Annotated in this window: 17 protein-coding genes; 5 read left to right on the top strand and 12 right to left on the bottom strand. The window is 69.3% G+C overall.

Going from position 1 to position 17,368, the window contains the following annotated elements; genetic code table 11:
* Nucleotides 1–44 precede the first annotated feature (44 nt).
* The 5 genes from infB to rimP all read right to left on the bottom strand — a co-directional run bounded on the left by infB (nt 45) and on the right by rimP (nt 5,850).
* Entirely contained in the window at nt 45–2,975 is a 2,931-nt protein-coding gene (gene infB / locus OG801_RS24260) for a translation initiation factor IF-2 (protein ID WP_406031708.1), read from the bottom strand.
* 93 nt (nt 2,976–3,068) lie between these two features.
* On the bottom strand, nt 3,069–3,341 hold the full coding sequence (locus tag OG801_RS24255) for a YlxR family protein (RefSeq protein WP_406036299.1): 273 nt from the start codon (nt 3,339–3,341) through the stop codon (nt 3,069–3,071).
* 184 nt (nt 3,342–3,525) lie between these two features.
* Complete coding sequence (locus OG801_RS24250) at nt 3,526–4,359, bottom strand: alpha/beta fold hydrolase (protein ID WP_406031707.1); 834 nt, start codon at nt 4,357–4,359, stop codon at nt 3,526–3,528.
* 27 nt (nt 4,360–4,386) lie between these two features.
* Nucleotides 4,387–5,364: a transcription termination factor NusA gene (nusA, locus tag OG801_RS24245; protein ID WP_355018013.1), complete on the bottom strand. Its 978-nt coding sequence runs from the start codon at nt 5,362–5,364 to the stop codon at nt 4,387–4,389.
* A 3-nt stretch (nt 5,365–5,367) separates the two neighbouring features.
* On the bottom strand, nt 5,368–5,850 hold the full coding sequence (gene rimP, locus OG801_RS24240) for a ribosome maturation factor RimP (RefSeq protein ID WP_355018014.1): 483 nt from the start codon (nt 5,848–5,850) through the stop codon (nt 5,368–5,370).
* A gap of 178 nt (nt 5,851–6,028) precedes the next feature.
* Here rimP and OG801_RS24235 point away from each other — a divergent pair, with 178 nt between their 5' ends.
* Complete coding sequence (locus OG801_RS24235) at nt 6,029–6,466, top strand: hypothetical protein (protein WP_406031706.1); 438 nt, start codon at nt 6,029–6,031, stop codon at nt 6,464–6,466.
* Nucleotides 6,463–6,894 (top strand): DUF4439 domain-containing protein, encoded by a 432-nt coding sequence (locus OG801_RS24230; RefSeq protein ID WP_355018016.1) that lies wholly within the window; start codon nt 6,463–6,465, stop codon nt 6,892–6,894. The genes OG801_RS24235 and OG801_RS24230 overlap by 4 nt, the downstream gene beginning before the upstream one ends.
* Before the next feature lie 215 nt (nt 6,895–7,109).
* Here the strand turns inward: OG801_RS24230 and OG801_RS24225 are convergent, their stop codons facing one another.
* The 3 genes from OG801_RS24225 to OG801_RS24215 all read right to left on the bottom strand — a co-directional run bounded on the left by OG801_RS24225 (nt 7,110) and on the right by OG801_RS24215 (nt 10,984).
* Nucleotides 7,110–7,814 (bottom strand): HAD family hydrolase, encoded by a 705-nt coding sequence (locus OG801_RS24225; protein WP_355018017.1) that lies wholly within the window; start codon nt 7,812–7,814, stop codon nt 7,110–7,112.
* Nucleotides 7,815–7,859: 45 nt separating this feature from the next.
* Nucleotides 7,860–9,104 (bottom strand): acetyl-CoA hydrolase/transferase C-terminal domain-containing protein, encoded by a 1,245-nt coding sequence (locus tag OG801_RS24220; protein ID WP_406031705.1) that lies wholly within the window; start codon nt 9,102–9,104, stop codon nt 7,860–7,862.
* 119 nt (nt 9,105–9,223) lie between these two features.
* Complete coding sequence (locus OG801_RS24215; RefSeq protein WP_406031704.1) at nt 9,224–10,984, bottom strand: proline--tRNA ligase; 1,761 nt, start codon at nt 10,982–10,984, stop codon at nt 9,224–9,226.
* A gap of 89 nt (nt 10,985–11,073) precedes the next feature.
* Here OG801_RS24215 and OG801_RS24210 point away from each other — a divergent pair, with 89 nt between their 5' ends.
* Nucleotides 11,074–12,081, top strand: a complete 1,008-nt coding sequence (locus tag OG801_RS24210; RefSeq protein ID WP_406031703.1) for a hypothetical protein — start codon at nt 11,074–11,076, stop codon at nt 12,079–12,081.
* Nucleotides 12,082–12,093: 12 nt separating this feature from the next.
* Here OG801_RS24210 and OG801_RS24205 read toward each other — a convergent pair whose 3' ends face one another.
* The 4 genes from OG801_RS24205 to OG801_RS24190 form a co-directional block, all read right to left on the bottom strand.
* Nucleotides 12,094–12,939 (bottom strand): GNAT family N-acetyltransferase, encoded by an 846-nt coding sequence (locus OG801_RS24205; RefSeq protein WP_406031702.1) that lies wholly within the window; start codon nt 12,937–12,939, stop codon nt 12,094–12,096.
* 56 nt (nt 12,940–12,995) lie between these two features.
* A complete protein-coding gene (locus OG801_RS24200) occupies nt 12,996–13,655 on the bottom strand; it encodes a hypothetical protein (RefSeq protein WP_406031701.1) in 660 nt (219 codons plus the stop codon).
* A 118-nt stretch (nt 13,656–13,773) separates the two neighbouring features.
* The gene (locus tag OG801_RS24195; RefSeq protein ID WP_406031700.1) at nt 13,774–14,556 is read right to left on the bottom strand and encodes an SDR family NAD(P)-dependent oxidoreductase; all 783 of its coding nucleotides are present in this window, start codon (nt 14,554–14,556) and stop codon (nt 13,774–13,776) included.
* Nucleotides 14,540–16,540, bottom strand: coding sequence for a hypothetical protein (locus tag OG801_RS24190; RefSeq protein WP_406031699.1), 2,001 nt, complete (start codon nt 16,538–16,540; stop codon nt 14,540–14,542). The genes OG801_RS24195 and OG801_RS24190 overlap by 17 nt, the downstream gene beginning before the upstream one ends.
* Before the next feature lie 221 nt (nt 16,541–16,761).
* Between OG801_RS24190 and OG801_RS24185 the strand changes: the two genes are divergently transcribed.
* Entirely contained in the window at nt 16,762–16,917 is a 156-nt protein-coding gene (locus tag OG801_RS24185) for a hypothetical protein (RefSeq protein WP_355018025.1), read from the top strand.
* On the top strand, nt 16,914–17,327 hold the full coding sequence (locus OG801_RS24180; protein ID WP_406031698.1) for a hypothetical protein: 414 nt from the start codon (nt 16,914–16,916) through the stop codon (nt 17,325–17,327). Before OG801_RS24185 ends, OG801_RS24180 begins: the two co-directional genes overlap by 4 nt.
* Nucleotides 17,328–17,368 lie beyond the last annotated feature (41 nt).

Genomic DNA, 17,368 nt, shown 5'->3' with positions numbered 1-17,368 from the left:
GGCCGGGCCGCGACTGCGACCCGGCCAACGTCAGAGGCTCATCTTCAGCCTCGGGGAATCTCCACCATCTCGAAGGCTTCGATGATGTCGCCTTCCTTGATGTCCTGGAAGTTCTTCAGGACCAGACCGCACTCGAAGCCCTCGCGGACCTCGGAGGCGTCGTCCTTCTCGCGGCGCAGCGAGGCCAGGTCGAGGTTGTCGGCCGCCACGGCGCCGTCGCGCAGGACGCGAACCTTGGCGTTGCGGCGGATGAGGCCCTCGGTGACCATACAACCGGCGATGTTTCCGGTCTTCGACGAGCGGAAGATCGCACGGATCTCCGCCTTGCCGAGGACCTTCTCCTCGTACTCCGGCTTGAGCATGCCCTTGAGGGCCGCCTCGATCTCCTCGATCGCCTGGTAGATGACCGAGTAGTAGCGGATCTCGACACCCTCGCGATCGGCCAGCTCCGTCGCCTTGCCCTGCGGGCGGACGTTGAAGCCGATGATGATCGCGTCGGAGGCAGCAGCCAGGTCGACGTTGGTCTCGGTGATCGCACCGACACCGCGGTCGATGACCCGGATGGAGACCTCGTCGCCACCCACGTCGATCTTGGCCAGTGCGTCCTCGAGCGCCTCGACCGAACCGGACACGTCGCCCTTGAGGATGAGGTTGAGCTCCTGGCTCTCGCCCTTCTCCATGGAGGCCATGAAGTCCTCCAGCGTGCGGCGTACGCGGCGCTTGGCCTGCTGCGCGGCACGCTCGCGTGCCTCGCGCTTCTCGGCGATCTGGCGAGCCATCCGGTCGTCCTCGACGACCAGGAAGCTCTGACCGGCACCCGGCACCGCCGAGAGACCCAGGACCATCGCCGGACGCGACGGGGTCGCCTCGGTGATCTCGTGGCCGTACTCGTCGATCATCGCGCGGACACGGCCGTGGGCCGGACCGGCGACGATGGACTCACCCACGCGCAGCGTGCCGCGCTGGACCAGGATGGTCGCGACCGGGCCGCGACCGCGGTCGAGGTGAGCCTCGATCACGATGCCCTGCGCGTCCTGGCTGGCGTTGGCCTGCAGGTCGAGCGAGGCGTCGGCGGTCAGCACGACGGCCTCGAGGAGGCCCTCGATGTTGATCCGCGACTTGGCCGAGATCTCGACGAACATGGTGTCGCCGCCGTACTCCTCGGGGATGACGCCGTACTCGGTCAGCTGGCCACGGATCTTGGTCGGGTCCGCCTCCGGCTTGTCGATCTTGTTGATCGCGACCACGATCGGGACACCGGCCGCCTTGGCGTGGTTGAGCGCCTCGATCGTCTGCGGCATCACACCGTCATCCGCAGCGACCACGAGGACCGCGAGGTCCGAGGACTGCGAGCCACGGGCACGCATGGCGGTGAACGCCTCGTGACCCGGGGTGTCGATGAAGGTGATCTTTCGCTCTTGGCCGTCGACCTCGGTCGATACCTGGTAGGCACCGATGTGCTGGGTGATGCCACCGGCCTCGCCCTCGATGACGTTGGCGTCACGGATGGCGTCGAGCAGCTTGGTCTTACCGTGGTCGACGTGACCCATGACGGTGACGACCGGCGGTCGGACCGTCCAGTCGGACTCGTCGCCCTCGTCGCCGAGCTCGATGTCGAAGGACTCCAGCAGCTCGCGGTCCTCGTCCTCGGGGGAGACGACCTGGACGATGTAGTTGAGCTCCTCACCGAGCAGCTCGAGGGTCTCGTCGTTGACGGACTCGGTCGCGGTGACCATCTCACCGAGGCCGAACAGCATCTGCACCAGCTGAGCCGGGTCGACGTTGATCTTCTCGGCGAAGTCGGTCAGCGAGGCGCCACGGGCGAGACGCACGGTCTCGCCGTTGCCCTTGCGTACGCGGATGCCGCCGATGGTCGGGGCCTCCATGGCCTCGAACTCCTGGCGACGCGCCCGCTTCGACTTCCGGCCACGGCGCGAGGGACCACCCGGGCGACCGAAGGCACCCTGGGTCGTTCCGCGACCACCGGGACGACCGGCACCGGGGCGACCGCCACCGGGACCGCCGCCGAAGCCGCCGCCACCAGGACGACCGGCACCGCCGCCGCCACCGGGACGACCCGGAGCACCAGCACGACCACCGCCGCCACCGGGACGACCCGGAGCACCGGCACGACCACCGGGACCGCCACCAGGACGGGCACCGAACGCGGCCGGGGACTTCGGCATCATCGCCGGGTTGGGACGCGGCATGCCGGGACGGCCACCTGCCTGGCCACCCTCACGGGCAGCAGCAGGACGCGGCGGACGCTGGTCGCCGCCGGCCGGGGCACCGCCCTGGCCACCTTGACCCTGGCCTCCACCCTGGCCGCCGGGACGCGGACGCCCCATGCCCTGGTTGGAGGAGAACGGGTTGTTGCCCGGGCGCGGAGCGCCGGGCTTGCCGACCGGACGCGGTCCGGGACGACCGGCACCACCGGTGCCACCCGCGCCACCGCGAGCCGCGGGGGTCTGCGGACGGGCGCCGGGCTTCGGGGCACCAGGCCGGGGCGCACCCGGCTTGGGAGCGGCCGAGCGGCGGTCACCGGACGGCGCAGCGTTCGGGGCGGGCTTGGGAGCGGCCGGAGCAGCGGACGCCGCGGGGGCGACCGGCGGAGCCTCGGCCTTCTTGGCCGGGGGCTTCGGGCCGGGCTTGGGCGCAGCCGCCTTGGACGCCGCGGGCGCCTCAACAGGCTTCTCGGGCGCCGTGTCCGCAGCCTTCTTGGGGGCCGCGGGCCTGGGAGCTGCCGGCTTGGGGCCGGGCTTGGGGGCGGCCTTCTCGTCCGAGGACGCGGAACCACCCTTGCCGCCGGCCTTCAGGCCGGGGCCGATCTCCTTGCGGAAACGCATCTCCGCAGGGAGCTCGACGGTCGAGCTCGCCGACTTGACGAACTCACCCATCTCCTTGAACTTCTCGAGAACGAACTTGCTCTCGACTCCGAACTCTTTGGCGAGTTCGTGGACTCGGGTCTTAGCCACGTTTCTCCTTCTGGCCACAGACCCAAATCCGGGTTGAAACTGTGACCACTAATGGTTGTAGAACACGCTCATCGCGAAGTACTCATCGAGTGCTCATGAGCTTTTGCTCCAGTTCCTGGTCAGTTGACCGTCGGCGACGGTCGTGGATGTGTGGCGCGTGTCAAGGTAGTCCTCCACCGGTGCGCTGGAAAGCCCGCCCTCGGCCCCCCTGCCTTTCGGGAACAGGGCCCGGGTGAACGCCTTCCGGCGCACCGCGAGTTCGTAACACTCACGCGTGGGGTGCACATGCGCCCCTCGCCCGGGTGCGGTGGCTGTCGGATCGGGCACCACGGCCGGCTGGCCGTTGCGGTCCGAGCCGGCGGTCACCCGCAACAACTCGCGCTTGGCGGCTCGCTTCCGGCAACCCACGCACGTACGGACAGGTCCGTTCTGCGTAGTTTCTTCGAGGCGTGCCACCGATCCTTAACACTACCGCTTCCGGGGTTCGGTAGACGAAACCGGGGCACAGGTCGTTCTTATTCCGTGACCCGTCCTCACCACATGGCGGCGATCACAAGACCGCGGCGATCTCCGGCCAGGCCCGCAGGCCGAGCTCGCGGTCGGCCGTCTCCGAACCACCCCACGCGAGCCGCTGGCTGAGCGGGAGCACCGGCTCGCCCGGCAGCACGACGCGGTGGCCGGCGTCGGGATGGGTGACCACGACCGTGTCCAGGTCGTGGGCCGTACGCCGCCGCCGGACCGCCTCGGCGGCGAGGACCGAGGGCCACAGCGCGTCTCCTCCCCCGGCGACCAGGACGACATCACCGGCGATGCGCTCGACCGGGATCGTCGCGGCGGGCACACGGTCGGCGTACTTCTCCAGGGCCGAGAGGTAGGCCTCGCAGAACGAAGGGAGCTCCCCGCCTGCCTCCTTCACCGCGTCCTCGATCGCCTCGTCGTCGAAAGGCACGAACGGCACCTGCTCGCCGCGCAGCGTCCAGGAGGACCGCTGCGGGCGCTCGTCGCTGAGGCCCGCCCAGGAGACGTACGTCGGGGAGATCCCGACCACCGCGTCGATCTCGGGATGCAGGGTGCCGAGCAGAAGCGCGGCCTGCGCGCCCCAGGACGTCCCGAGCACCACCAGCCGCTGATAGCGGGAGAGGAGGTCGGCGAGGACGTCGTCGAACGTCTCGAGCGGTATCAGCCGAGCCTCGCCCGGCTGTCCGGGACCGCCGAAGTAGCGGATCGACGCCGCGGCCACCCCGTGCGAGGCGAGCATCCGGCACCGGTCGGTCTCGATCCGCCCCGATGACCCCGACAGCACGAGTACGCCGGTGGTGGCCCCTTCCGGCTCCAGCAGGACGCCCTCGGAGCCGGTCAGAGTGGTCTCACGCACGCTCGCCATGCCGCACAGGCTAGCGAGCCGTGATGGTCATGCGACCGGGGTCTCCTCGTCGGAGCGGATGTCGATGCGCCAGCCGGTCAGGCGGGCGGCCAGGCGGGCGTTCTGCCCCTCCTTGCCGATGGCCAGGGAGAGCTGGTAGTCGGGCACCACGACACGGGCCGACTTGGTCGCCTCGTCGATGATCTGCACCGAGGAGACCCGGGCCGGTGAGAGCGCGGAGGCGACGAGCACCTTCGGGTCCTCGGACCAGTCGACGATGTCGATCTTCTCGCCCTGCAGCTCGGACATGACCTGGCGGACCCGCTGGCCCATGGGGCCGATGCAGGCGCCCTTGGCGTTGACGCCGGGGACGGTCGACTTGACCGCGATCTTGGTGCGGTGGCCGGCCTCGCGGGCGATCGCGGAGATCTCCACGGTGCCGTCGGCGATCTCTGGAACCTCGAAGGAGAAGAGCTTCTTGACCAGGTTGGGGTGGGAGCGCGAGAGGGTGATCTGCGGGCCGCGCATGCCCTTGCGCACGCTGACCACGAGAGCCTTGATCCGGGTGCCGTGGCTGTAGTCCTCGCCCGGCACGCGCTCGGAGAGCGGGATGACGCCCTCGAGCCGGCCCAGGTCGACGAGCACGTCGTCGGGGTTGCGGCCCTGCTGGATGACGCCCGAGAGGATGTCGCCCTCCTTACCGGAGAACTCGCCGAACTTCACGTCGTCCTCGGCGTCGCGGAGCCGCTGCAGCACGATCTGCTTGGCGGTGGTGGCGGCGATCCGGCCGAAGCCCTCGGGCGTGTCGTCGTACTCCCCGACGACGTTGCCCTCGTCGTCGATCTCGGCGGCCAGCACGCGTACGTGCCCGGTCTTGCGGTCCAGGTCGACCCGCGCCTTGGTCTGGGAGTCGCCGGTCTTGTGGTAGGCGGTCAACAGCCCCTGCTCGATCGCCTCGACGAGCACATCGAGCGAGATCTCCCGCTCCCGCTCCAGCATCCGCAGGATGCTCATATCGATGTCCATGGCCTACTCCCCCTCGTCGATCCGCTTGAACTCGATCTGCACAAGCGCCTTCTTCACGTCCGCGTACGCCACATCGCGGCGCTTGCCGCTCACCTCGAGGCTCGCGCGCTCCTCGTCGGACTCCTTGACCCGCCCGGTGAACGCGGAGCCGTCGGCGGTGGTGACCTTGACCAGGCGACCCTTGTTGCGGCGCCAGTGGCGCGGCAGGGTCAGCGGCCGGTCGACCCCGGGAGAGGTCACCTCGAGCGTGTAGGGCTGCTCGCCCATGACGTCGGACTCGTCGAGGACCCGGTTGACCTCACGGGTTGCCTCGGTGACCTCCTCATGGGTGATCCCACCGTCCTTGTCGACGGCGATCCGCAGGATCCGGCGCTTGCCGGCCGGCGTGATCTCCACGGCCTCGATGTCGAAGCCCAGGGCCTGAAGCGGGTCTGCGAGGGCCTTTTCGATGGCACTCGCGATCGCGTCCTTCCGCTCAGCACTCAACGCGATCTCCCTGCATCCTGTTGTCCGGTCCTGTTGGCTGGTCCAATTGTTTGGGCCTCCGAGCACACGGCCCCGCTGATGAAACCATACCTGTACGCCTCGGGCGTCTCGAACAGCGCGCGGCTGTGTTGGAAAGCCGCTGACGCGACTCTCGCCGGGTGTGGTTAGGGTTCCTCACGTGACCAGCGCACGTGCCCTCCGGATGCTCTCGCGGCGCACCGCTGTGGGTGTCGCCGTGGTTGCCCCGCTGGCCGCCTCGGCGTGTTCGGCCTCGGAGATGCTGGATCCTGTCAAAGCCCCTCCACCGAGCACTCCCCCGGCCCCCACCAACCCCGACCAGAGTGTGATCGACGCCACGGTCGCTGAGATCCTCGGAGCCGACGAAGGCGCCCCGTCCGCGTTCGTGCAGCTCCATCGCGTGCACATCGAGGCGCTGGCGCCGACCAAGGGCGTGACCGCGGCGCGGACGGCCGGGCGCTGGCAGGAGCGTCAGCTCGCCCTGGTCACGACGCTCACCGCCGCGGCCGGGCGCGCGGCGGACCCGCAGCTGATCACGCTGCTCGCCTCGGCCGCCGCCGGTCAGCAGCAGCTCCTGCACGGACGAGGTCTCGTATGACGACCGCGACCTCGGCCTCGACCGAAGCGGTCCAGGCGGCGCTCGCGGTCGAGCACTCCGCGATCTATGTCCTGGGCGCCCTGGGCGGGCGCACCTCGGCGGCGTCCTCGCCGGCTCTGGCGCGGGCGCTCACCGATGCGTACGACGACCACGTGAACGCCCGGGAGGCGCTGGCCGCGCACGTGGTGGCCGCCGGGATCGAGCCGGTCGCGCCCTCCGCCGTCTACGACCTGCCCGGCCGGATCGGGTCGGAGACGGGCATCGGCGCCGCGGCGCTGCGGCTGGAGCAGGACACCACCGCGACCTATCTCTCGTTGGCCCCGAAGGCGACCGGCACCGACCGGACGCTGCTCATCCAACTGCTCTGCCGGGCGGCCGCGCGGCAGCTCGATCTGGGCGCGAAACCGCGCGCGTTCCCGGGTACCTGATCCCTAAAAGCCGAGATGGCCCGCGAACCGTCCGGCGCGGGAGACTCCCGAGATGTCTCCCGAGACCGGGCGGCTCGCGGGCCAGGTTTTGGCCTGGACACGAGGCCTGAGAAGTCGCCTGGGGCTGAACCTCTCTTGCAGAAGTATGCAATCCCCGCTCAGAATGGCCCAGACCCGCAAAAGCGCATTGCAAGAACTTGCAACTTTTCCCGGCGTCATTCCCAGGAGCGAACGATCTGGTGTATGTCGCTCAGTCGTTGTGCGACGGCCTCCGGAGAGCCCTCGCTGTGGCCCACCTGGCTGCTCGGGATGTTGCTGTGCGGGATGTGGATCGCCCGCAGACCGGCCTTCTGAGCACCGTACACATCGTCGAAGAGCCTGTCGCCCACGTACACGCATCGAGACGGATCCGAGACCTTCACGGCCTCCATCGCCGCGTGGAACGCCTCCGCGGCAGGCTTCGTCCAGGGAACCTCGGAGGTGTAGACGTCTCCGTCGAGAAGGTCGAGCACCCCGTCGCGCTCGAAGAACCCGCGGTGCCACGCACGCGGCCAGATCGTGTTGGACAGCACCCCGACACGTACGCCGTCGGCGCGGAGCGCCTCCCACAGCGGCCCGACCTCGGGGTCGGTCAGGGTGTGCGGCTCCCAGAACTCGTAATAGGCGTCGAGCAGGTCCGGGTCGTGCTCGAGGCCGGCCTCGTCGAAGAGGTCGCCGATCGCCGAGCTCTGCTGGTGGTCGCGGCTGCGGGCCCAGATCGTCTCGCCGGCCTGGTGGAGCCTGGTCGCGTTGACCGGGTGGTCGTCGTCGCAGGCACCGCTCACCGCCTGCGCGAGCGCCAGCGACTCCGCGTGGAAGTCGATGTCGTGCCACTTCGTCAGCGTGCCGCCCCAGTCGAAGATCACCGCGTCGATCGCCATGGCCACGACCCTAGCGGTGCGACACCCGCCGACTCATCGTGATTTTCAGCGGGTCAGCTGCGCCGAGTCGACCAGGTCGGTGAGCTGCGCGCGGAAGTCGGGATGTGCGCAGCGGTCGATGATCCGCCGAGCACGGGCGGCGGGAGAGATGCCGCGCAGGTCGGCCACGCCCTGCTCGGTGATGATGACCTGCACATCGTGCGCGGTGTGGTCGACGTGGCCGACGAACGGCACGATGCGCGAGATGGTGCCTCGCTCGGCGGTGGAGGGGGCGGCGAAGACGTTGAGATGGGCGTTGCTCGCGAAGTCACCCGAGCCACCGAGGGCGTTCACGTTGCCGTGGATGTCGGCCTCGGCCATCGAGTCGATCGCGATGAGGCCGAGCCGCCGGATGACCTCGGGGTGGTTCGATATGTCCTGCGTGCGCAGCAGGACCCGGCCCTTGTAGTGGTGGACGTCGTCGTTGAACCGGCGCGCGCCCGCCTCGGAGAGGCCGAAGGAGGTAGCCGAGACTCCGATCAGCTTTCCGGAGTCGAGCAGGTCGAGGAGACCGTCCCGGACGGTGTCGGTGTAGGCCGTCAGGTGCTCGAACTCGGCGTCCTGGAGCCCGGTGAGAACCGCGTCGGCGACGGGACCCGCACCGGCGTGGAGCGGAAGCAGGCTGTGGTGCAGGCGGCCGTGGCGTACCTCATGGCGGAGGAAGTCCACGACGAGCTCGGCGATCGCCCGGCTCTCGTCGTCGATCACGCGCGGCGGTGAGCCTCGGTCGGGGCGATCGGTCTCGACGACGGCGACGACCTTGGCCGGATCGACGAGCAGGAAAGGGTCACCGATCCTCTGCATCGGCGTCGTCAGCTGGATCGGCGCCCGCGCCGGCGGCAGCTGGGAGCCGTGATGGATGTCGTGGAAGCCCTCGAACCCGCGCGGATGCCAGCTGTTGACCTCGAGGATCACGGCGTCGGCGACATCGAGCCACGTCTGGTTGTTGCCGACGCTGCTCCCCGGGACGAGCAGCCCGTTGGGCAGGATCGCCGCCACCTCGACCACCGCGACGTCGAGAGCGCCGTAGAACCCGGAGGCCGCGTGCTGGGCGACCCGCGAGTGACGTACGTCGACGCCCTCCGGCCACTCCCGGACCAGCCCCAGGGCCTCAGGCACCGCCTTCGGTCGCCCGCTTCCGGCGAACCCGGAGAACGCCACCGTCTTCCCCGGCCCGATCCCCGCAGCCGCCTCCGCGGCGCTCGCCACCCGCCAGGCGAGCGTACGGTCAAGAATCCTGTCCCCGGTCATGGGGTCGATCTTGCCGCATTCCCGGCGGTTGGAATCCCCGGTTAACCGGGTATTCCTGCGCTTCTCAGGCGTTGCAACACCCGAGAAGCGCAGGAAACACCCGAGAAGTTCCCGTTATGTCAGCCGCGGACGATCTCGGTGAGGTGGGCGACGGCGGCGTCGAGAGCGACCTCGGTCCTCTCGCCGCTCTTGCGGTCCTTGACCTCGACCTTGCCCTCGACCAGGCCCTTGCCGACGGTGACGATGGTCGGGACGCCGATGAGCTCGGCGTCCTTGAACTTCACGCCAGGCGAGACCTTGGGGCGGTCGTCGTAGAGCACGTCGATGCCGGCGGCCTCGAGCTCACCGGCCAGCTTCGCTGCGGCCTCGAAGACGGCGGCGTCCTTGCCGGTCGCGACGAGGTGGATGTCGTACGGAGCGACATTGCGGGGCCAGGCGAGGCCGATGTCGTCGAGGGTGCCCTCAGCGACGGCTGCCACGGCGCGGGTGACGCCGATGCCGTAGGAGCCCATGGTGACGGTGACGAGCTTGCCGTTCTCGTCGAGCACCTGAAGCCCCAGCGCCTCGGCGTACTTGCGGCCGAGCTGGAAGACGTGGCCCATCTCGATCCCGCGGGCAAGCGTCAGCGGGCCGGAGCCGTCGGGAGCCGGGTCACCCTCACGGACCTCGGCGGCCTCGATGGTGCCGTCGGGGGTGAAGTCCCGGCCGGCGACCAGATCGATGACGTGCTTGCCCTCGACGTTGGCTCCGGTCACCCAGCGGGTGCCGGTGACCACGCGCGGGTCCACGAGATACCGGATCCCCGATGCGGACGACTCCCCCAGCACCTCGGGACCGATGTATCCCTTGATCAGCTCGGGGTGCTTCTTCAGCTCGACATCGTCCATGGGCTCGACCTCGATCGGCTCCAACTGGCCCTCGAGGCGCTTGATGTCGACATCGCGGTCACCGGGCAGGCCGATGGCGAGCGGCTCGACGGTGCCGTCGGGGTGACGCAGCGTCACCAGCACGTTCTTCAGCGTGTCGCCGGCCTCCCAGGGGCGGTCGTCACGCGGGAATGCGGAATTGAGGTGGTCGACGAGCGTCTGGATCGTCGGGGTCTCGGGGGTGTCCTCGGCGTGGGCGGCCGGCACGTCCTCGTAGGAGAGCGGCCCGGGGGCCAGCGTCGTGACCGCCTCGACGTTGGCGGCGTACCCGCCGGGCGAGCGTACGAACGTGTCCTCGCCGGCCTCCGAGACGGCCAGGAACTCCTCGGAGGCCGAGCCGCCCATCGCGCCGGAGGTGGCCTTGACGATGACGTACTCGAACCCGAGGCGGTCGAAGACCTTGACGTACGCCGCGCGGTGGGCGTCGTAGGCCGCCGACAGCCCCTCGTCGGTGTAGTCGAAGGAGTAGGAGTCCTTCATGATGAACTCGCGGCCGCGCAGCAGCCCCGCGCGGGGACGCGCCTCGTCGCGGTACTTCGTCTGGATCTGGTAGATCGCCAGCGGCAGGTCCTTGTAGGAGCCGTAGAGGTCCTTGACCAGGAGCGTGAACATCTCCTCGTGCGTGGGACCGAGCAGGTAGTCGGCCTCCTTGCGGTCCTTGAGCCGGAAGATGCCGTCGCCGTACTCCGTCCAGCGGCCGGTCGCCTCGTAGGGCTCGCGCGGCAGCAGCGCCGGGAAGTGCACCTCCTGGGCGCCGATCGCGGCCATCTCCTCGCGGATGATCCCCTCGACCTTGCCGAGCACGCGCAGGCCCAACGGCAGCCACGAGTAGATCCCCGGAGCGGCGCGGCGGATGTAGCCGGCACGGACAAGCAGCTTGTGGCTCGCGACCTCGGCGTCGGCGGGATCCTCACGCAGGGTCCGCACGAACAGGGTCGACATACGGGCGATCATGCGGGCAAGCGTACGGCGCACCGGACCGGTCCCGCGAACCGGTTAGGAGCGTGTTGCAACCGACCCCCTCCCGCACACGTCGTCCCTCCATGAGACGTATCCGAATCCCGGCACTGGCCACGGCCATCCTCGTTGCTCTCATGCTCCCGGTCTCGCTGACGACACCGGCTTCTGCGGCGGCTCCGACCGTCGACGTACGTCCCCTTCCGCTGCCCATCGGCGACAGCCCGACCGTTCCCTACCTGCACCGTCCGTCGTCCGAGTCGGTCTCGGTGGTCGACCCGGCGACCGGCATGAAGACGCCGGTCGCCCTCGTCGGCGACGACCTCGACGAGTTCGCCCTTCTGGGCCGCTCAGCCAGCGGGTTCGTGCTGCGGGTCCGCAACCGCAACATCGACCGGATCATCCGGGTGCAGCTCGATGTCGCGCAGAGGTCCCTCACCGACATGTACTACGCGGACAAGGCCAGGCTGTCGGCCGACGGCCGCTACCTGCTCAAGACGGCCACCCTGAGCAGCGGCGGAATCCAGGCCCAGGTTCGCAGCGCCACCACCGGCGCGGTCGTCGCCCGCCACACCTTCAGGGCAGCCACCAGGCCCGATCCGATCGACGTGAGCGGCACCCGTGTGCTCCTCGGCGCCTACAGCACCCCGCGCACCCTGGTGTGGGACTGGAAGGCCAGCACGGTCAAGACGATCGCCTCCCGGGCGGCGTACGCGGGCAGCTTCGCCACCAACCGGCTGGCCACGTACACGAAGGACCCGTCGAACCTCGACGCCTGTTCGGTGGTCTCGACCGTCACCGCGCCCGCGACGACTCTCTGGCGCGGGTGCTTCGAGGCAGTCGCGTCGTTCTCACCCGACGGCGCCCGCTTCGCGACCAACGCGATCGAGCACGAGAACCACGCCGACGTGGTCCGCCGCCGCAGCCTCCGCGGCACGTTGCTCACCACCTACCGCAACCCCAACGGGCTGTGGATGTACGGCTGGGAGACCAACACCCGGATCCTGATGCGGTCCCACCCGAGCAGCGGCACGCCCTGGCTGGTGCGCTGCGAGGCCACCGACTGCGAGCGAGCTTGGCGGGCGTACTCCTAGAACAGAGCCAGATCAGAACATGATGGTGGAGAAGCGGGCCGTCTCGAGGAAGCCGGCCCGCTCGTAGGCGCGGCGCGCGGGGGCGTTCCACTCGTTGACGTAGAGCGAGACGCGCGGAGCGATCTCGCTGCGGACGATGTCGCAGACCGCGGCCATCCCGCGGGCGGCGAGGCCCTCGCCGCGGCGGTGCTCGGGTACCCAGACCCCTTGGATCTGGGCGGCTTCGGGGGTCGCGCAGGCGACCTCGGCCTTGAAGACGACCTCGTCGTCCTCGATCCGGGCGAAGGACCACCCGCGCGAGATCAGCTGGAGCACCCGGGCACGGTAGAGGTCGCGGCCGCCGCCGGTCTCCGGCGAGATCCCGACCTCCTCGGTGTACATCGCCACGCACGCCGGATAGAGGGCGTCCATGTCGGCGCGGACGGTGCGGCGTACGAACGGGTCCGGCTCGACGAGACTCTGCAGCTGCTGCTCGAGATGAGGCTGCTCCCAGCGCTGGTCGCGCGGCGTGCCCCAGGACTCGCCGATCGAGCCCCACAGCGCCCGCACCGCGGCCTGCCGCCCGACGACCGTCGAGACCGTGCGGACCCGGCTGCGGGCCCGCTCGCCGAAGGCGTACGCATCCTCCTCGGTGGCCTGGATGGGGACCAGGTTGGCGCCGACATGACAGGCCGCGACCAGGTCGCCGCCGTCCCATCGGCCCCAGATCTCACCGCCGAGCCAGCGCGGCTCGAGGTTGGTGGTGCGCGCCCGGTACTCCGCGAACACGTTGACCACCGGATCCTGCGCGGTCAGGTCGAGGAACGCGCTGAGATCACCCGCGTGCAGCGGGCGGATCCCCTGGCGCGTCGTCAGCATGTCACCGAGCCTAGGGCCAATCCGGTTGTACGTCGCCCTGCGGCTCGCGGACCGAGTCAGCCAAAGACGCGTTCGATCGTGTGCATTCGCTCGCGGATGGTCTTGAGACGTACGTCCTGGCCGGCCTCGCCGGTGTCTCCCCAGACCGCCCGGCCCACCATCACGCCGCCGGCGCCGAGCGCTTTGACCCGCGGCAGACGATCGCTGAAGTCGTCCCAGTCCATCCCGTCGGACCGCGCGACCCAGGAGGCTCGTCCGAGGTCGGCACGCTCGATGCTCTCCAGGCCATCGTCGTTGACCTTGAGCTTGAGCACGATGCCGCCGCACCGTGACCGCGTGGCGAGGGCGGCCAGATCCTCGAGGCAGCCCGGCGTCGTGCAGTACGGCTCGAGGAAGACCCGGTCATAGCCAGGGAGACTCTCCAGGATGTCGAGGGCCATCCGCGCGCACTCGGTCTGGTGGTCGTCGAACCCGACCTTCACCGCGTCCGTCGATCTCGACGGGACGACGAGCTCATCGACGGTCTCGATGTCCGGGAGCCCGGCGCAGGCGAGCTCGCGGCGTACGTCGCCGTGGCCCTGCGTGGGACGCACGACGATGCCCCAACGGGGGGTGTCGGCCACCAGATCGAGGATGTCGGGCCGGATGTCGGAGGAGTCCGGGGTGCGGAACAGCGCATCGTCTGCGTGATCGATGGCAAGCCAGAAATTGGTCAACGTTGTCGCCAGTCTGAAGAGGGGAAACAAAGACGTGTGGAGGCGCTAGGCGAAGCCTAAACAGCCCGGCGGCGCATCAGTTGCATCTCGGGTAAATTGCAGATTTCGCGCCGCGGGGTCAGTACTCGCCGCCGTCTGCGACGACACACTGGCCGTTGATGGCGCTGGCCATGTCGGAGGCGAGGAAGACGCAGACCTTCGCGACGGCGTCGGCGGTGACGAACCGGTGTCCGGGGATGCGCGCGGCCCGGTAGGAGATGTACTGATCGACCGTCACCCCCTCCTTGCGGGCGTGCTTGACGAAGACCTGCCGCGACGACTCGCTCCACATCGGGCCGGGCGCGACGACGTTGGCCCGGACGATGCCCTCCTCCTCCTGCGCGATCGCCTGGGCGAGGCCCGTCAGCGCGTGCTTGGACACGCCGTAGGCGGCCCGTCGTGACGGCGTACGGATCCCGAAGACGGAACTGACCAGGACGACCGCCCCGGACCTGGCCGCCCGAAGCTTCGGCAGCGCGAGCGAGGCCGTGCGCCACACCGAGGTCAGGTTGAGATCGAGGGTGTGCTGCCACTCGGACCGGTCGATCTCGGCGACCGTGTCGGGGCTGGGGTTGATGCCGGAGCAGTTGATGAGCCCCGACAGGGTCTCGAACGCGGCGAGCGTCTCGGCCAGGGCGTCCACACCGTCGTCGGTGGTCAGGTCACCCTCCACCCGCGCGACCGCACCGGTCTCGTCGGCGAGGTAGGCGAGCTCGGTGGTGCGGCTGTAGCCGTGCACGATCACAGGGGTGCCTTCGGCGCTCAGCCGGCGCGTAACGGCGCTGCCGAGGTCGCCGGTGGCTCCGAGGACAAGCACTGGTGGCCGAGGCTGTGCGCCCGGCGACTCAGGCAGTGTGCTCATGGCGCTCCTTGATCCGTTGGATCGCCGTCCTCACCACTTCCTCGTGGCTGGGCGGCAGACCAGTGAGAGCTTCAAGATGGCTCAGGCAAGAGATATCACCCATTTGCCCGAGCCGATATGCGGTTATCGGAATCGCCGGCGTGAGCACCGGGTGATCCAGCCTACGGACCAGCGCCTCGGTGATGTCGGTGTCCACGCGGAGCGCGTCGCGCTCTCGGCCGACGGTCCGTGGATCCTCTTCACGGTCGAGGATCTGGAGGTAGCCGTCGACCGGTACCCGACCGCGCAGGATCAACTGATACATCGCCGCCTTCCGCAGGAACAGCGACTCGAAGGCCTCCAGCACGAACTCCAGCTCGTCCCAGTAGCGCTCCGGCGCCTGGCCGAGGAGATCGCCGTAGTCCTCGCGCTCCTCGGTCAGGTAGAGACAGATCAGCCGGTCCATCCAGGACAGGCTCTCGCGTACGCTCAGCCGGGCCACGGCATCCAGGTCTCCGGGCTGGAACCCGGCCTTGAGGAAGCTCATCACCATCCCGCCGAGGTGCATGTGGACGAAGCGGGCACCGTCGAGCGCCATCGCGCGTCCGTCGCGCAGCCGGTCGCGGATGCTCTCGGCCACGAAGTAGCGGTAGAAGGTCTCGTGGGCGAACTCGGCGGACTCCACCGAGTCCTTGGTCCGCCCGCTCACCCCGAAGACCTCGGGGTGGTCGAGCAGGTCGGCGATCCATTCGTACGTCAGGAAGTCACGTTGCCTGGTGATGTCGAGATCACGCTGCAGGTTGGCGAAGAGCCACTCCGAGACGCGCGGGACCGGGATCAGGTCCTGCTCCTGCGAGCCCGGTTCGTCCATCCCGGTGAACAGGTCCCAGGCGATGTCGCGGTAGGTCTGGAACCTCACCCTGCTGGGGATGCGTGAGCTCTTCCGGTCCCAGGGCTGCCCGCAGATGTGCTTGAGGTGGACGGTGTAGCCGTCCCACAGCGTCCGGGGAGCAGGAGCGCCTTCCTCGATGGAGGCGTAGAGCTGCTTGAGGACCAACGGCGTCGCCGGGAAGAAACCGCCGCCGCGCTCCATCTCGGCGGCCAGATTGCTCAGCTTCTCATCGCCCCCGCGCTCTTCGCCGAGAGCGCGCACCTCGACCGGGGAGATCGGCTCGACGCGTACGACCATCGCCGACTCGACCCCGAGGTCCTCCAGCCGGGCCGGGCTGCGCAGCTGTTCGGCGAGCTCGTCGCGCTCGGTCTGCAGGTTGCGCTTGCTGATCACCACGAACCGTCCACCGCGGCCGAAGGCCGAGCGCAGCTCGCTCAGATCGGGGCGGGTGACGCCGTGCTCCTCGGCGCTGGAGGAGATCAGGTCGAAGTCGTCGATCACGATCGGCGAACGGTCCTCGTCGACGAGAGCGCCGTAGTCGACCGCGCCGTCGCGCAGGCTGATGTAGCGCACCGGCTCCTGCGAGGCGGTCCACTCGCGGGTCTCCACCGTCTTTCCCGAGCCGGAGGGGCCGGTGAGGAAGAAGAGGTTGGAGTCGGGGTCATCCAGCCACCGGCCCAGCGCCTCGATGAGCGGGATCGTGGGCTGCTCCGTCGTCAGTCCGCCCAGCGCAGCCACCCGAGCCCGCGGGAAGGTCAGCCGCGAGCCGGTGGCGGCCGGTGCCGCCGGTATGGCAGGTTCCAGCACGGGCCCGGGCACCGCGGTGCCCTCGCCACGCCAGGCGTACGCCTTCCACCACTTCGCCTGCCAGATGCCGGTGTTCTTCCGGATCCACTCGCCCCGATGGGCCGGGTCGAGGGTGCGTGGCACCGCCCCGCCGACCACGCGGATGAGCTCGTCGAGCGGCATCAGCTTCGAGCCGGACGTACGCCGGTAGAAGGTGCTCCGGGCCATCGCCACACCGGCGCCACCGTCAGCTTTTCCGGTCACCTGCCGGACCCAGGCGCGCAATTCGCCGTTGAACTGCTCTGGTGAGAGAGATTCGTCGGTCATTGCCCCTCGCCGAGTCGCCCGCGTTCGCGGTTGAGAGTATCTCGCAGGCGTCCCAATTCTGTCCCAGAAACGTCCCAACTGACCTGGGACTGTCTTTACTTCGTCCCCACTCCCACCCGCCCTCTGGTGGGACGGATGTGGCCTCCGCCACCGTGGAGATGTCCCCACCGGGACAGCGCCGGCCCCACCTACGGGCCCCACCGCTGAAGGAGATGATGACCATGAGGAACCACAAGTTCAGCATCGCCACCTTCGCCGTCACGCTTCTTGTCGTGTTCGGCTTCAACCAGCTGCTCAGCGCCGAGCCGCCCAAGTGCGAGGCAGCCGCCGGCACCTCGTCCGTGTCCGTCGTCCTCACGGAAGGAGTGCTGTCATGATCAGTGACTTCATGCGCCCTGGCGAAACCGTCCGGGCCCGCGGCGGCACCCGCTCCGGAAAGCGCGGTGTCGTCGTCGCCACCGCCGCAGGCCGCACCAAGGTCCGCTTCAACGGCAGCAGCGGCACTCGCTGGGTGCGCACCGGCAACCTGACCTCCACCGGCAGCGGCTCGCTGTCCTGGATCCTGCCGGTCAAGGCCGCACTCGTCCTGTTCCTGGTCGTGCCGGGCATCCGGTTCGTCGTCGTCCACCTGTGGACCCACGGCGGCTTGGACGGGTTCGCCACGGCCCTCGGAATTCAGATGGGCCAGGCGGCGGTCGCCTGGGGCCACCTGATCGCCACGGACCCTCTCGGAGCACTGCTCCACCTCGGGTTCCTCGGCGTGGTCTCGAGGCTGATGCACTGGTGAGACCACAAGATCTTCGAGACGTACGCAGGGGGACGTCTCGG

The sequence above is a fragment of the Nocardioides sp. NBC_00163 genome, from assembly GCF_045206295.1.
Classification (GTDB): domain Bacteria; phylum Actinomycetota; class Actinomycetes; order Propionibacteriales; family Nocardioidaceae; genus Nocardioides.
This window is presented reverse-complemented; position numbering and strand designations above follow the sequence as displayed.

Excerpts from the sequence above, each read along its gene's own strand:
- OG801_RS24230 (WP_355018016.1), top strand. The coding sequence starts at position 6,463 with ATGACGACCGCGACCTCGGCCTCGACCGAAGCGGTCCAGGCGGCGCTC.
- OG801_RS24215 (WP_406031704.1), bottom strand. The coding sequence starts at position 10,984 with ATGATCGCCCGTATGTCGACCCTGTTCGTGCGGACCCTGCGTGAGGAT.
- OG801_RS24250 (WP_406031707.1), bottom strand. The coding sequence starts at position 4,359 with ATGGCGAGCGTGCGTGAGACCACTCTGACCGGCTCCGAGGGCGTCCTG.
- OG801_RS24220 (WP_406031705.1), bottom strand. The coding sequence starts at position 9,104 with ATGACCGGGGACAGGATTCTTGACCGTACGCTCGCCTGGCGGGTGGCG.
- OG801_RS24190 (WP_406031699.1), bottom strand. The coding sequence starts at position 16,540 with ATGACCGACGAATCTCTCTCACCAGAGCAGTTCAACGGCGAATTGCGC.
- OG801_RS24205 (WP_406031702.1), bottom strand. The coding sequence starts at position 12,939 with ATGCTGACGACGCGCCAGGGGATCCGCCCGCTGCACGCGGGTGATCTC.
- OG801_RS24185 (WP_355018025.1), top strand. The coding sequence starts at position 16,762 with ATGAGGAACCACAAGTTCAGCATCGCCACCTTCGCCGTCACGCTTCTT.
- OG801_RS24210 (WP_406031703.1), top strand. The coding sequence starts at position 11,074 with ATGAGACGTATCCGAATCCCGGCACTGGCCACGGCCATCCTCGTTGCT.
- OG801_RS24225 (WP_355018017.1), bottom strand. The coding sequence starts at position 7,814 with ATGGCGATCGACGCGGTGATCTTCGACTGGGGCGGCACGCTGACGAAG.
- OG801_RS24195 (WP_406031700.1), bottom strand. The coding sequence starts at position 14,556 with ATGAGCACACTGCCTGAGTCGCCGGGCGCACAGCCTCGGCCACCAGTG.
- nusA (WP_355018013.1), bottom strand. The coding sequence starts at position 5,364 with ATGGACATCGATATGAGCATCCTGCGGATGCTGGAGCGGGAGCGGGAG.
- OG801_RS24180 (WP_406031698.1), top strand. The coding sequence starts at position 16,914 with ATGATCAGTGACTTCATGCGCCCTGGCGAAACCGTCCGGGCCCGCGGC.